At 49.7% G+C, this 14886-nt stretch carries 15 protein-coding genes; 4 read left to right on the top strand and 11 right to left on the bottom strand.

Annotated features, from left to right (window positions below; translation table 11 throughout):
- Nucleotides 1-75: 75 nt before the first annotated feature.
- The gene (locus BQ7367_RS08595; protein WP_083588910.1) at nt 76-645 is read right to left on the bottom strand and encodes a DJ-1 family glyoxalase III; all 570 of its coding nucleotides are present in this window, start codon (nt 643-645) and stop codon (nt 76-78) included.
- Nucleotides 646-826: 181 nt separating this feature from the next.
- Here BQ7367_RS08595 and BQ7367_RS08590 point away from each other — a divergent pair, with 181 nt between their 5' ends.
- Both BQ7367_RS08590 and BQ7367_RS08585 read left to right on the top strand, forming a co-directional pair.
- Nucleotides 827-1282: a CYTH domain-containing protein gene (locus BQ7367_RS08590; protein ID WP_072525063.1), complete on the top strand. Its 456-nt coding sequence runs from the start codon at nt 827-829 to the stop codon at nt 1280-1282.
- A gap of 196 nt (nt 1283-1478) precedes the next feature.
- Nucleotides 1479-1862 carry a helix-turn-helix domain-containing protein gene (locus BQ7367_RS08585; RefSeq protein WP_072525062.1) on the top strand — a complete coding sequence of 128 codons (384 nt, stop codon included), beginning with the start codon at nt 1479-1481 and terminating at the stop codon, nt 1860-1862.
- Nucleotides 1863-1875: 13 nt separating this feature from the next.
- Here BQ7367_RS08585 and BQ7367_RS08580 read toward each other — a convergent pair whose 3' ends face one another.
- The 3 genes from BQ7367_RS08580 to BQ7367_RS08570 are packed head-to-tail and all read right to left on the bottom strand — an operon-like array spanning nt 1876 to nt 4672.
- Complete coding sequence (locus BQ7367_RS08580) at nt 1876-2352, bottom strand: acyl-CoA thioesterase (protein ID WP_072526150.1); 477 nt, start codon at nt 2350-2352, stop codon at nt 1876-1878.
- A gap of 38 nt (nt 2353-2390) precedes the next feature.
- A complete protein-coding gene (gene feoB / locus BQ7367_RS08575; RefSeq protein WP_072525061.1) occupies nt 2391-4448 on the bottom strand; it encodes a ferrous iron transport protein B in 2058 nt (685 codons plus the stop codon).
- A complete protein-coding gene (locus tag BQ7367_RS08570; protein WP_072525060.1) occupies nt 4445-4672 on the bottom strand; it encodes a FeoA family protein in 228 nt (75 codons plus the stop codon). Before BQ7367_RS08570 ends, feoB begins: the two co-directional genes overlap by 4 nt.
- 196 nt (nt 4673-4868) lie before the next feature.
- On the opposite strand from BQ7367_RS08570, the gene BQ7367_RS08565 reads away from it, so the two are divergent.
- Nucleotides 4869-5228 (top strand): molecular chaperone Hsp90, encoded by a 360-nt coding sequence (locus BQ7367_RS08565; protein ID WP_072525059.1) that lies wholly within the window; start codon nt 4869-4871, stop codon nt 5226-5228.
- A complete protein-coding gene (locus BQ7367_RS08560) occupies nt 5225-5752 on the top strand; it encodes a flavodoxin domain-containing protein (protein ID WP_072525058.1) in 528 nt (175 codons plus the stop codon). Before BQ7367_RS08565 ends, BQ7367_RS08560 begins: the two co-directional genes overlap by 4 nt.
- 117 nt (nt 5753-5869) lie before the next feature.
- On the opposite strand, the gene BQ7367_RS08555 is transcribed toward BQ7367_RS08560, so the two are convergent.
- From BQ7367_RS08555 to BQ7367_RS08525, 7 genes are all read right to left on the bottom strand, one after another.
- Nucleotides 5870-7561 carry a recombinase family protein gene (locus BQ7367_RS08555; protein ID WP_072525057.1) on the bottom strand — a complete coding sequence of 564 codons (1692 nt, stop codon included), beginning with the start codon at nt 7559-7561 and terminating at the stop codon, nt 5870-5872.
- Nucleotides 7558-9474, bottom strand: coding sequence for a recombinase family protein (locus BQ7367_RS08550; RefSeq protein ID WP_072525056.1), 1917 nt, complete (start codon nt 9472-9474; stop codon nt 7558-7560). Before BQ7367_RS08550 ends, BQ7367_RS08555 begins: the two co-directional genes overlap by 4 nt.
- A 145-nt stretch (nt 9475-9619) precedes the next feature.
- Entirely contained in the window at nt 9620-9805 is a 186-nt protein-coding gene (locus tag BQ7367_RS08545) for a hypothetical protein (RefSeq protein WP_072525055.1), read from the bottom strand.
- Nucleotides 9806-9968: 163 nt separating this feature from the next.
- On the bottom strand, nt 9969-10940 hold the full coding sequence (locus tag BQ7367_RS08540) for an N-acetylmuramoyl-L-alanine amidase (RefSeq protein ID WP_072525054.1): 972 nt from the start codon (nt 10938-10940) through the stop codon (nt 9969-9971).
- A gap of 1 nt (nt 10941) precedes the next feature.
- A complete protein-coding gene (locus BQ7367_RS08535; protein WP_072525053.1) occupies nt 10942-11364 on the bottom strand; it encodes a phage holin family protein in 423 nt (140 codons plus the stop codon).
- Nucleotides 11365-11472: 108 nt separating this feature from the next.
- Nucleotides 11473-12879 (bottom strand): hypothetical protein, encoded by a 1407-nt coding sequence (locus tag BQ7367_RS08530; RefSeq protein WP_072525052.1) that lies wholly within the window; start codon nt 12877-12879, stop codon nt 11473-11475.
- A gap of 15 nt (nt 12880-12894) precedes the next feature.
- Nucleotides 12895-14793 carry a hypothetical protein gene (locus BQ7367_RS08525; protein WP_072525051.1) on the bottom strand — a complete coding sequence of 633 codons (1899 nt, stop codon included), beginning with the start codon at nt 14791-14793 and terminating at the stop codon, nt 12895-12897.
- Nucleotides 14794-14886 lie beyond the last annotated feature (93 nt).

Raw genomic sequence — 14886 nt, 5'->3', positions numbered from 1 at the left:
TTCCAGTGCTTTTTCGATGTTTTGACTGTATTTTCATCCCTTATTTTCGATGAATTTTGCCCTGTATCTGAAATTTTATCTTTTATCTCCCAATGAACCGTTGTATACAATCGATTGTCCGATCTCATCCGCTTTTTCCCGGCCTGACAGCAAAGCTGTCAGAGTGAGCGCAAATGGGATCGCCGCTCCCATCCCGCGCCCGGTTATGACATGTCCGTCGACCACTTTGGGATCCTGCACCACTTCGGCACATTCCAGTGAATCTTCAAAAGAAGGATAAGCGCATGCTTTCCGTCCTCTAAGTATACCCAGCTCGCTCAGGATACTTGGGGCCGCGCATATAGCCGCAATATACTTTTCCTCCCGGTCAAACTGAAGGATCAGATCCCTGAGCCCACTGTGAGCTTTCAAATTCAGTGTCCCCGGCATTCCCCCCGGAAGTACCAGCATGTCCGCCGTCTCCGGACTTGCCTGCGCGAACAGGCTGTCTGCCTCTACCACTATCCCGTGCGCTCCGTTTATTCTCCTGTTATCCGTAATGGATATTGTTTCTGTTTCTATCCCTGCCCTGCGCAGAATATCCACTACTGTCAGGCCCTCGATCTCCTCAAAGCCATCCGCAAGAAAAACACAAACTTTTTTCATTGATCCATAACCTCCTGCCTGCTGCCATTTCTTTGTCCAGTGTATCAAACGTAATCAGCAAATGCAAGCAAACCCAAAACCAAACAACATAGTCGGCCAAAAAAATCCGCATCAGCCGCCATATATTTATGATATAATAAGTTTAAAAGCAGCAGCTTTTTATTTACAGGAGGAATTTCTCATGGAGATTGAACGCAAATTTCTTCCCGATCCGGACCGGCTGCCCTTTCATCCGCAGGATTTTCCCTGCCGGCATATCGAACAGGGATATCTCTGCACAGAACCTGTCGTCCGGATCCGAAGAGACAATGATGACTATTTTCTCACATATAAATCAAAAGGGCTTATGGTCCGTGAAGAATATAACCTGCCACTGGACCAAAAGAGTTATGAACACCTTAAAGCCAAGGCTGACGGCCGGATCATCGTAAAAAACAGATATGTGATCCCTCTGGAAAATGGACTTTTTCTGGAACTGGACGTCTTTAAGGGCGATCTGGCTCCTCTTGTCCTTGCGGAAATCGAATTTCCCGATGAATCTTCCGCCCGGTCTTATGTGCCGCCTGAATGGCTTGGGAAAGAAGTGACACATTCTGCCCAGTATCACAACAGCACTCTGAGCAGAAAACAGGTCTGATTTTTCCCGTTCTCCTATGATCAATAATTTAAACAGTTTTTTGAAAAGCAACATTTTGTTGCTTTTTTCTTTTATTCCCCGTTCTGTTGCATACCGATTTATTTATGGGAAAAATTGTTATAATGATGTAAAATTTTGTATTTTCGTTTCATTGTTAGTTCTGTTTAAATTTTCCATGTAGATGGGAGGTACCTTCGTGTCCAATATCCAGCTTGCGGCGAACCTGCGCAGACTTCGGAATGATCACAATTACACACAGATGCAGATCGGCCGGAAACTGAACATCTCGCGCCAGGCATACTCCAATTATGAAACCGGCAAGCGAATCCCGGATATTGACATGCTTATACGGATCGCCGACATTTATCATGTAACTCTTGAACAGCTCGTCTCTCAGACCTGTACAAAGGACGGCGTTATTAATGAGATTTCAGGTCCCTATTTTACCGGGATGGAAATCGAAAGCGCAGATATGATCTATCTGACCAGGGAAGAAGTAGAACTTCTTACCCATTTTCGAAGCGCCTCGGAAGATGATAGAAAATTAACCAAAAAAGTACTGAAAATGGAAGGAAGCTGATCCAGCGCGAAGATCAGAATCCTTCCTCTTTTCTTCTCATCCTGATCTGCCGGCGTTTCTCTGCCCCTTTCCACTCTTCTCTCTCTGTCTCGGTCTCAAGTACCAGTCCGGGCACACGCCTCGGCCGGTCATTTTCATCCAGAGCCACCATCGTAAAATATGCCCGGTTAATCGGATGTCGCGTACCGTCCTCCATATTTTCTACATAGGTATCTACACGCACTTCCATCGACGTATTTCCCACATAAGTCATTTTTCCGATGATAACTACCATCTCGCCCTTATAGGCTCCGTGGATAAAACGGAGATTGTCCACCGACGCGGTGATCACATTGCATCTGGTATGCCGTTTTGCCACCAGACCTGCCACTTCATCCAGCCACTGCATCAGAATGCCTCCGAAAAGCCGTCCCGCGGCGTTCAGATGATTTGGTCTGACCATGTGCACTGTCTCTACCAGTGAGTCTGCTACTTTTCTCTCCTCAGTCATAAAAATTTCTCCAGTCTTTGTTTTAATCTCTGCCGGCATCAGCCAAAAATCATCCCGCACAGCTGCGCCAGATGGAAAATGAGAAAACTTACCACCCATGCTACGGCCAGCTGGAACAACACGATCTTAAGCGTGATCTTTGTGCTTCCCACTTCTCTTCGGATCGTCGCGATCGTAGCCGTACAAGGTACATACAGCAGGCAGAATACCATAAGACTGTACGCATTTGCCGCTCCAAATCCCATGGCTGTGAGGGTCGATACAAAGCTGTCCATGCCGTGGGATGTGGTAATATTCTGTATTCCGAAGAGCACGCTGCAGCTTGACACCACTACCTCCTTCGCGGCAATCCCCGCGATCAGAGCAACTATGATCTGCCAGTATCCCAGCCCCAGCGGTTTGAAGAAGGGAACCGCCACCTTCCCCACCAAAGCGCCAAAACTGGTGGAAATATCCGTTACATATCCTGACGGGCCGAAATTCAGCAGCAGCCACATAACGATAGATGCCAGGAAAATCACCGTCCCGGCCTTTGTCAGATAGTCCTTGATCTTTTCCCACACATAAACTGCGATCGTCCGTGCGTTAGGCGTCTTATATTCCGGCAGTTCGATCAAAAGCGCATGTTCTGCCTTGCTTCCGTCAATCTTTGACAAAATGTACGCAGTCAGTATGGCCACCACGATCCCGAGAAGATACATGGAATAGCAGGCGATCATCGCATGTCTGCCGAAAAACATAGAAGAAAACAGCACATAGATCGGCAGTCTCGCACTGCATGACATAAAAGGCGTCACAAGGATTGTTTTTAGTCTGTCCTTTCTGTGTTCCAGCGCCCGGGAAGCCATGATCGCAGGCACCGAACATCCGAATCCCAGGAGCATGGGCAGAAATGCCCGGCCGGAAAGCCCCAGGTGTCCCATAATGTCATCCATTACATAGGCCACCCTGGCCATATATCCGCTGTCCTCCAGAAACGCCAGTGCAAGAAAGAGGATAAAAATATTCGGAAGGAACGTAAGAATCCCGCCAACCCCCGAAATGATGCCGTCCACGATCAGCGAATTCAGCATGGGCGATGTCCCTGCCGCCTCAAGACCGGAGCTTACAAATCCGGTAAACAGCTCAAGGCCGGTCTCGAAATACCCTTTCAGCCAGTCACCCACCGCAAAGGTTAAGAAAAAGACCAGGCCCATAATCAAGAGAAAGATTGGGAGTCCCAGCCATTTTCCGGTCATAAAGCGGTCCACTCTCTCCGTCCGTTCCTCTTTTTCGCTTTTATTGACAAGGATCTCCTCTATAATTTCTTCTATAAAATCATATTTTTCGTTGATAATCTCCTTCTCATAACTATGATCCACAATGTTTGTCAGGTCAACCGGATATTTTTTCATTACGGTTTCATCCTGCTCCAGCATTTTGATCGCGTGCCAGCGCATATTTTTCATATCCGGATATTTGTTATGGAATTGTTCTATCACCGCGTCGATCTTGTCTTCAATCGCGTCCTGATACACCATGGCATACTCGCTGTGATGGTCATGCCGGTGTCCGGTGCTGTCCGGATGATGATGGATAAACGGGCCCTGCTGTGCATATTCATTGTGGTGGGCCACAGCGTGCATCAGGATCTCCAGTCCTGTCCTTTTCCTTGCCGATACGGGAATGGCGGGGATCCCCAGCATTTCCGGCAGTCGGTGCAGATCGATCTCCATCCCCCGCTCTTCCACCACATCCATCATATTGAGCGCCAGCACCACAGGCTTCCCCAGCTCGATCAACTGCAGGGTCAGATAAAGATTTCTCTCCAGGCAGGACGCGTCTGCCACGTCAACAATGACATCCACCTCATCGCTCATAATACACTCTCTTGACACCTTCTCTTCCATCGTATAGGAGGTCAGGCTGTAGATTCCCGGAAGATCGATCAGTTTAAACTCCTGCCCTTTATATACTGTCTTTCCTTCCTTCTTCTCCACCGTAACGCCCGGCCAGTTGGCCACCTTCAGATTTGCCCCTGTGTATGCGTTGAAAAGGGTAGTTTTTCCACAGTTCGGGTTTCCTATAAAGCCCACATTGATCACATTTTCGCTCATGCCGCCTCCTCCTTTACAAAGATGTTGTCAGCGATCCGGCGGCCCAGAGCGAACCGGGTCCCGCGGAATTTCACGGTCATGGCTCCTTTTTTATCATTGTTCAGGATCGTGATCCTGGATCCTTCTGTCAGGCCAAGAGCTTCCAGCCTTCTTTCCAGATTCAGCTCGATCTCTATTTTTTCCACTACATAGGTATGATGATTTTTCCCTTCTTTTAGTTTCATGATCTCATCTCTTCCTTTGTATACATCTGTTGATAACTTTTAATATATCACTGTTGATAATATTTCTCATCTGTCATTATATACACTCAATTGCCATAAGTCAATTTACACAGTTCCTGTTCTTATGATAAACTTGAAACAGGCACAGGTACCCCTGTCTTTGTAATAATCTGACAAAAAGAAAGGAGCATTTGCTATGAACACAGAAACTTTAAATTATGTGACTGAAAAGACACAAGAACTGATCGCGGCGCCTTCCTGTAGCGCCGAGGCGAAAGAGGCCGCACAACGCTGGCTGAATGCTGCCGGCACAGACAAAGAGGCAGAAGAGACAAAGAAATATATTGAAGAACTGGAAGCCGATATTATGCCGATCGACAATCTGATCGCTTTTGCCGGATCTGACGCGGGAGCAAAATACTTTGGCGAAGATACTGCCAGAAAAATTGTATCCCACGCAGAAGAAATCAAAGCCGCAGGCGGTAAATACTGCGATTGTCCGGCCTGCCTTACCGTGGCCGCGATCCTGGAAAAAAAGGATGATATGCTCAAATGAACCAGATTTTAATCCTTTACCGATCAAAATACGGAGCGACAAAAAAATATGCAGAACTGCTGAAAGAAGAAATAGCCTGTGATGTTTTTGATGTAAAAGATTTCCGGAAATCCGATCTTAAAAATTATGACCGGATCATATTTGCCGGAGCAATTTACGCCAGCGGGATCTCGGGGCTGAATTTTCTGCGTCAGAATTATAAAGACCTCCGGGATAAAAAAAACGCGGTTTTCTGCGTCGGAGCATCCCCGTTCGATGAAAAGGCTCTCTTAGAGATTAAAGAACATAATTTAAAAGGAGAGCTGAAGAATATTCCTCTTTTTTATGGCAGAGGCGCGTGGGACGAAGAAAACATGACGTTCAAAGACCGCACTTTATGTAAAATGTTGCAGAAAATGGTATCGAAACAGGATCCCGAATCCTGTGAGCCATGGATGAAGGCTCTGCTGTCCGCAGTGGGGCAGAAATGCGACTGGACAGACAGAAAATATCTGATCCCGCTGATTGAATACATCACAAAATAAAGTCCCTGTATCTTATACCGGTGTCAGAAGAGACATACTCACCTCCCTCTTCTGACACCAAAATCCGGCAGAATTTTCATTTCCATAACTTCCCCTGCTGTAAGTTTTCTCTGATATTTATCCCGCTTCCTCGATTCGAGTTATCAGCGCGATGGTCTCGACTGTGTTTTCTTTGGGCATACGAATTCGGTCGCCTTCCTGTCCATCGTAGTATACTGGAAACGTCAGATCAATATGCTTGATAATGCGTCCCATATCTTTTTCATCCGGATCCAGTTCAATGGATTCAATAAATGTCCTCATGAACTCCTTTTTTTCCAGATCCGTCATTTTACCATATAATATATCAAAATCCAGAAGAAATTGGTATATCTTTTTCCCTGTGACTTGTTTTCCATATGAAGCCCCGATCTTTGTCTCCACATCAGTAATTGCTTCTTCCAGTTCTGCAATTCGGTCATAAAGATTATCCATCCGCTCCTGCATATCCTGGTACTTCCTGTCATAATGCTTATCGCCCGGATCCAGACGTTCCAGCATCTGTACCAGTTTCTTTCTGGATCCCTGAGCCTGTTGGAGCTGACCGGCAAGCTGCTTTTTTTCTTCCTCCAAAGAAGAAACATCCACCTTTTCTTCCAGTTTTTCCATCAGGAATTCCTTGAACTTCTCCCCTCCCGCCATATACCGGATAAATTCCTCAATCTCTGCATTGAAGACTTTCTGATTAAGCATAGGCTTATAATCACAGATATGCCCGTCAACTCGTTTCCGGTGATGGCAGCGGTAGTAAAATGTATCTTTATATTCCCCAGTCTTTTTATTTTTCCTTCTCTGCACGGTACCGCTCATGCCACCCCCGCAGAGCGGACATTTAATCAGCCCCGATAAGATATGCTCATGATCCAGGCTGTGAGTCTTAACCCATCTGACACCCGTCCGCTTCCGTTTCTCTTTGGCGGCTTCCCAAGTTTCCTCATCGATGATCGCATCGTGCAATCCATCCGCCAAAAGATACTCATCCTGCTTCACCCGGCAATATTGATCCCTTGTTCCCTTCACCTTTTCCGTCTTATTTTTCCCGTAAGCAATCTTCCCTACATAAACCGGATTATCCAGTATCTTCAGAATCGTGCTTCTGGAAAAGTAACTGACCTCCTGATCCCGGAGCCGCTTCTTTGTATATCCATGCTGGTTCAGATATTTACAGATGGAATCAGCTCCGGCCTCCGTCCGGGTAAACTGGTCAAAGATGATCCGGACAATCTCCGCTTCCTCCGGGTTCACAATCAACGTACTGTTTTTTGAATCCAGTTCATATCCAAAAGGCGCCTGCCCGCCATTCCACTTTCCATCCCTGGCCTTCTGTTTCCGGCCTTCCATAGTCTGAACCAGGATATTCTCTCTTTCAATCTCCGCCACCGCTGACAGGACTGTAATGGTCAGCTTGCCGGAATCTTTGGAAGAGTCAATGCCATCCTCCACGCAGATCAGATTCACTCCGTAATCCTGGATATATTGGAGTGAGTTGAGCACATCCGCCGCATTGCGCCCAAACCGTGAGAGTTTAAAGACCAGAATATAGGAAACGCCGTCCTTCTCCTCCGCCACATCCTGGAGCATCCGGGAAAATTCCGGCCTGCCGGTGATATTCTTTCCAGATTTTCCGGCGTCACAGTATTCCCGGACAATCTCCATATCCTGGAACTGGGCAAATTTCGTCAGCCGGTCTTTCTGTGCCTCAAGGCTATAACCCTCTACCTGCATGGCCGTGGACACCCTCATATAAATATAACATTTCTGTTTTCTCACTCTGCCGCCTCCTCAAAATATTCTGTTGATTCCGGTATCATCCGGTAAGTTTTCAATGCGTCCAGGATTGCCAGTTCTTTTTCCTTCGGACATCTCGGGATATGATTCTTATTTTTCTCCGGCTTATTGTAAGCTGTCCCCATCTCGATGCCATATTTCCGCTTTACCTGGGCAATATACAAACTGGAAACCTTTAATCCATGTATCCTCAGAACGTGGGCTTTTATCTCCGCATAAGTGGCTTTGGACTCTGCCGCCGTTACCGGAAGACGGGAACAGTCCAGCGTAAAGACTACCATCTCATCCGGGGTATCCTCATCATCCTCTTCCTGATTCCCGCCCAGATCAAAATAAACGGGGAAACGGAAAGTAATACTTTTCAGGATCCTCTTGTCATCCCCTTTTTCCGGAAATACTTCAATCCTCTGGATAAACTGCCGGCACAGCGTCCGGCGCTCTTCATAGTTCATTTTTTCATACAGTCTGTCAAAATGATTCAGGATCAGGCAGATATTATCAGAGGAATGGATGCCCTGCTTCATCCTCAGCAGTTTATGCTTTAGCTTCTCTATCTTATCCTCGATCCGACCGATCCTGTCATATGCCGCGTCCACCTCTGCCTGTAATTTTTCATATTGCTGATCATAACTTTCTGCCAGCACGTCCAGATGGTCCAGCTCCATCCCCAATTTATATTTCACATGCTCCTGGTGATGCATCTCTTTCCGGAGCATCTTCAGCTGTGTTTCCACCGCTTCCTCAGACATCTGATTCCCGACTGTCCTGGCAAAAGCCGTCCGGAATTCTTCCGTCCCGGTAACCTTCTGGATAACTTCCATCACGGCCGCATCCAGCCTTTCCTGGTTATAGGTATGGCAAAAGCTGCACACACGCCCTTCCGATGTCCTGTAATTTCTGCACCCATAGGAATAAACGGTTTTATAATATCCCCCATAGTTATGGTTCAAACTTTTATTCTTCTTACTGATAAGCCCGCCCCCGCAGACTGGACATTTTACCAATCCTGACAGCAAGCTAATCCGATCCTCTTCATCCCGTTTCCCTTTTACCCTGGCCAACTGTCCCCGTTTTTCCTGAGCCTGTTCCCAAATCTTCTCTGTCACAATAGCCTCATGTTTCCCCTGGACCACAATCTCCTGCTTTGGATCCGAGCTTCCCTTATTCGCTCTGCGGTAATAAACGATCTTCCCGCAATAAAAAGGATTGTTCAAGATACGGGATACAAAATCACTATTGAAGGGACGGATAGTTTCCTGGGAAATACGCTGGTATCCATGGCTATTCAGCCAGCGGACAACACCGTTCAGCTTCATCGGCGGTTCCAGATACTTTTCATAGATCAGACGGATGACCTCTGCTTCTGAAGGCTCTATCACCAATTCTCCCTCCCTGCTCCGGTATCCATACGGAATCGGCCCGCCTGCCCATCCGCCCTGCAGCACCTTCTGCATCTTCCCGGACATGAACTGGATCCGGATATTCTCCCGCTCAATCTCCGCCACAGCTGAAAGGATCGCCAAGGTCAGCCTACCACCCTGGGTGGAACTGTCAATGCTGTCCTCCACACAGATCAGGTCGATATCATAATCCATCAGCGTCTGCATTGATTTCAGCACATCCGCCGCATTACGCCCAAACCTGGAAAATTTAAATACCAGGACAAAGGAAATATCATCCTTCCCACTGGTAATATCATCCATCATCTCCATAAATGCAGGCCTGCCCTTGATGCTGTGTCCAGATTTTCCAGCGTCACAATACTCTCCGGCAATTTCCAGCCCTTTATATTCAGCAAAATCTTTCAGCCGCTTCTGCTGGGCGTCCAGGCTGTATCCTTCTGTCTGGGCGGCAGTGGAAACACGGGTGTAAATATAACATTTTTTTTGCTTCAAATTCTCTCCCCCTTTTCGTATTCCCGTTGTCACACGGCTGCCTGTACCTATAATGTATCGTGTTCCTTCATTTCTGTCAGCGCACAAAATTCATAGGGATCCGCCCTCTTTTTTATGCGGGACTCCCAAAAAAGAGCCGGCATCCCTAATAGGCGCCGGCATCCCCGTCATGTCCCCTGTTTTCCTGCCCTTTTGCGGCTCCCAGTTCCGCCAGGATCTCATTTCCGTATTTCTGGATCATCCGCGCCAGAAATTCCGCGCATTTTTCCATATTCATCCTCGCCTCTTTCTCCGTCAGGCGGCCCGTATCCACCACTTCTACTTTTTTCAAAGGCAGACACCTCCTTCTTCTGCTCAAAGGAGTTTTCCTGCCCGATTTTTTGATTTCCGAAAAAAGAAAAGGCCTGCCGCCATCTGCGTATACTTCAGCAGATAACGACAGGCCATATTCTAACCTTTCCTATTCACTTGTCAGCAAGCTATCAGAGAAGATATTAAATCCTGCGGGCGTAATCCAGCGAGATCCACCCTGCGCCGGATTTCAGCTTGCCCCAACGGGAAGCCCCCTGTCCGTCCGTTTCCTCCACAATGGTAAAAACGCCTTTCCCGGTATACTTCCCGGTCTTCCCGTAATTCGTCCCCGGCCCTTTCCGGATATTCAGATCCGTGATGGACACCTGCACCAGATACGGGGAAAATCCGCCTCCGGATCCCTGGCTTCCATAGACAGCTTTCCCAGACTCATCGTATACCGAATACCCCGGATTCTCATCCGCGCACTTTCTGGCATTGGCAAGCACTTTGAACGCCCCTTTCTGGGACTTTGCGTCTGTCCAGGACTTCCTGACCCGAAACCATCCGCCGTTCTCCGGCTCCGTTGTCCCAGCTCCTCCCATAGCCGCCTTAACATCTTTCCGGAACCCGTCCATGGTATAGCCCAGGCCAAGCCCCTTCCACAAATGCTCCGGGTCCCCATGGTTGGAAGCGATCCCCCGGCTGTGTCCTTTCCGGTGGCTGATGATCACGCCATCCGCGGCCGGGTTCAGATTGTACTGTTTGCACAGGTAAGCAAATAATTCCACCGCCGCCTCATAGGTTCTCTTCGCCACTGCCCTTGCCGCCGTCAGGTCAGAACAGGTAAAGTGCGACCCGGACGTGTACCGGATACAGGCAGGCTCGCACATCTCCACCCCGATATGGGTATTGTTCCCGCTGCCTTTGCTTCCGGATCCGCAGTGCCAGCCCCGGTGATTCCAGGGCAGGGTCTGGTACACCGTCCCGTCATTCCCGTCAATAAACCCATGCACACAGGCATTATCATAGGACGGGCTGTTCCAGGAACTGATGAACACAGACGCCTTGGGCTGGGGACAGCCCACCGAATGGAGCATCAGCCCCTTCACCGTGATCTTCCTTCCCGCCGTATAACAGGGATTCTTCGTTAAAATGCTCTGTACTAACTTCATCTCATTTTTCCTCCGTTTCTATTTTCTCTGCCCGGTCATGGAGCTGCTCCAGCACCGCCTTGATCTTCTCCGGCACCGGAAGCCCCAGGTGCGCTGCGTTCTCCAAAAGGCTCACGCCCTCATTGGAAATATAGAAAAAGATCACTGCCGTCCGCAGCACCGATCCGGTGCCGATGACATGGACATCCAGGATGTTGGCGATCCCCACCAGAAGGAAGATCAGCACCTTCCGGCAGATACCCTTAAAACCTACATTGCTGGACAGGTTCCGGTCACTGATCGCGCACATCACACCGGTCAGATAATCCGCCGCCGCGAAAGCCACCAGAGCCAGCAGCAGGCCGTCACAGCCGCCCAGGTAATACCCCAGCCAGCCGCCCACCGCGGCAAATACCATCTGGATCATGTTCCAAAATTCTTTCATTGCTTTTATTCCTCGCTTTCCCATAAGAAAAGACGCCCCAAAAGAGCGCCTGCCAGTCAGTTTCTCTATATAAAGTGCCGCCTGCCCTTTCCAGGGCAGCTCTTTCCCTTACGGCACGGGATCGGGTTGTTCCGTCAGCGTGTAGGTGATCTTCATGGTCTTATCCACGGTCTTCACCACCGCTGAGGAAAGGTTGTTGATGGACGCCAGGTACGGCGTCAGGAGATAAGCCGTCCGGTACTCATTTCCGTAGCTTCCGCCCCAGCCGATCAGGAAGTTCTTATACTGGAACAGGGGCGTCGCGGCGTTGTTGAGCCGGACGTTTCCCTGGGTATGGACCACCGTATCCTCCGCCGTGATCTGGAAATCCCCGCCGATGATCAGATCCCCGATGAGCGTCAGGTACAGCTCGCAGGAGCCGGTCTCGCACAAGGGCTTCCACTTGGACGTAAAGCCGAACTCGATCAGCGTCACATCCGTGGAATTGGAAAGGCTGATCTTATAGATCCCCGTCTTGTCATAAGCTGGCACATACAGATACCCGCCCCGGACGCAGCATTTAACCACACGTTCCGCAAAGGTGCCGTTCTCCCGGTTCCCCACATCCATCAGCTTGGCATTGGACAGCGTCCACTGCCCTTCGGTAAAGGAATAATCCGTTTTGGAAATCTTGATCCAGAGCATTGTTGCATCCCCGGAAGAATTTCCCTCATTGGAGAACCCGTACCAGTATCCGTCCTGCCCGTCCATGAATTCCCCATACTTGGTATAGCTTCCCAGGAACTCAAAGGTTTCCGGCGTCAGCACCTCATCATCCAGGACGGTATAAGTGGAATCATCCAGCTTCTCATTCAGCCCGATGGAAAACACCGGGATCCGCAGTTTCCGGATCCGGACGGCTGCGTTCTCAAAGGTGATGGAATACAGCAGGCCGTTCTCGAAATCCATCTCCACCGCCTCAAACAGCACCATCTTATTGGCGTCCGGGATTGACCCGATATCCGCCGCCTTTAACTGAAGGAAAGTGCTGGCATCCCCCACAAGGCTTCCAAAACCATTCTGTCCGCCCAGGGCGCTGGTCAGCGCCACCGCCGCGATCGTCCCGTTGCCCTGGTTGGGCGTAAACTCCCACACAAATTTATAGCCGTTGGAAAGAGCCATGCTCTCCGTCAGGTTCAGACTCCCCCTGGCCAGGTTCGCCGTAGAATTGACATTGTTGGAAGCGTAAGCCACCGGCAGGTTGTCGGAGCTTTCATACAGCAGTTCCTCATCCTCCGTCAGCGCTTCGGAAAAGAGCAGGATGCCGCCGATCATGTTGGGGCAGATGGGAAGAAGGTTCCCATTCCATAGGACCGCATCGTCATACTCGCCGGTTGCCGCGTAAAAGATACCCATAGGGTTTAACCCCAGGATATTATTGACGGACTCTGTGATTATGTTCTCTTCCGTGACCGTTTCTACCACCCCGGTATTTTCATCCGTCAGTTCGATTGTCATCACGCCTTTTAAAGTCATGTCTGTTTCCTCCCATCATTCTGAATCACTGGATACCGGCAGCGTCACCGGGCGGCAGAACGCCCCGATCTTCGGCTTCACAGTCAGGGTATCCGAATAGCTTTTCTGCACCAGTTCCATCGTTTCCACTGCCATCACATCTGTAAAGCCCTTTCCCTGCAGGCCGCCGCCTACAGAAAACAGAGCCGCAGTTTCCTCAATATCGATCCTGCCGTCCCATGCTGCCGCAGCCGCCATGGCCTGGCCGCTGATGGACGCAATGCAGTCCCCGACCCCCACGCTTCCGGAGCCGTCCTCCATACGCAGGTACACATTGAAAGTGTTTGTGATATTCGGCACGATATTTTCAATCGGGTAATACAAAGACAAGATGTGCTTCCCGCTGTGCCAGGTCTCCACCGGATGATGGAGCAGGATCTCCGCGTTGTTCAGTTCAAAGGTCACATGGCAGACCGCCTTCCCGTCCTCCGTCCAGGTCACCGGCAGGCTTACATCTACGGAAATATCCGTGGTCTCTTCCCCGGCAGCACCATCCTCAGAACCATTTTCTGTATCCGTTGCTCCACCGGATGTCCCTCCGCTGTCTCCTGTATTCCCGGAAGGAAATGGAATCACAATTGTGCCGCTGGCATTGGCTGACCTTACAGCCGGATCAGCCGCTACGTCCACCACCACCTGCCCGAAGAACTGGGCATGGTTTTCCTCTTTGGAAGCGAACTCAATGCTGATGATCCGCACGCTTGTCTCTCCGATGATATATTCAGAGGCATTGGTAAAGGTGTGGATGCCGATCTTTCCCGCCTCAATCTGGTTCAGCAGACCGGAAATATTTTTATCGTTCTTGGACTTTGCCTGGGAAAGTCTTGGATTCTTCCCCACGCATTTCAGGCTCTGCCGTCCGCCGATCTTAACCGTAAAAGACGTCACACAGGTGATCTGCTGGTCATCCGCCTGCCCGCCGGAGAAAGTCAGCACATCCCCCAGATCCAATGCCGGATTTCCGATGGTATCTGAATCAAAAGGCACATAGTTCACTTTGGAAAGGGCATCCAGGATGTTCCCACACAGTTCTGCCCTGGTCTCTTCCAGACCAAACTGCAGTAACGGGTTGACTCCCAGGTTCATAGTCAGACCATCGTCTGTTTCCAGGGCGTAATACTCAGCAGCCTGCGTCCGCAGGTTGGTGGAACTGACTGCCGTGTACCGGGTCACAAAATCAGAGAAGCTGCTGGAAAACCGATGCTTCTGCAGAATCTCCATCACCGGCGTCTCCCCGTACTGGCGGAATTCCAGCTTCCCGGCTCTATTGATGCAGAAAAATCCGCCCAGCACCTGTGCCGTAAAATACAGCACATCCCGGTAGGTCTCAATGTCATTCTCCGGATAAATGGAGAGCAGCTCTGATCCATTCGGGAGCGCCTCAATCTCCGCCTGGGTCTGCGCCAGTTCCACCCCGCAGGCCGTACTGCACAGCGCCATCATCCCATAAGCGGTGCCGATGGTTTCAAAACCATTGAAAGTCCGGTCAAAGCGGAGCATCCGATCATAAGCCTTCAGTTCCAGCACATGGACTGATCGGTTGGCTTCACTCACTTCAAAGATCCCCATAGGAACAGTCTCATAAGTGCCGCTGGCAAGCCGGAGATGATAGGATAATTCCACCTCCGCATCCTCCAGCGTATACCGGTCAATATCAAGAAACAGGCTGATCCCCATCTCTGCCGCATACACCGCCCCAAGCTCGATCTCCGAATTGCCGCAGCACTGGGCCGTGATATAACCGCTGCCTTTCACAATATCCTCCTGATCAAAGGGATACTCCACGCCGCCTGCTGTGGTGATCTTCCCTGTCCAGTAATATTTCCGGGTGTTCCCCTGCACCGCCTGCAGGAACGCCTCGCTCACCGGGTACATCGGACATCCCTCCTTCCGTTTCCAGGCATCAAAAAAGCACCAATCATTTCTGACTGATGCTCTTGGCAATATAAAATATCAGAATCATCTAAC

It is taken from the genome of Clostridium sp. Marseille-P3244 (genome assembly GCF_900120155.1).
Classification (GTDB): Bacteria; Bacillota; Clostridia; order Lachnospirales; family Lachnospiraceae; genus Mediterraneibacter.
The sequence above is the reverse complement of the archived record's forward strand: the minus strand, read 5'-3'. Positions and strand labels throughout refer to the sequence as shown.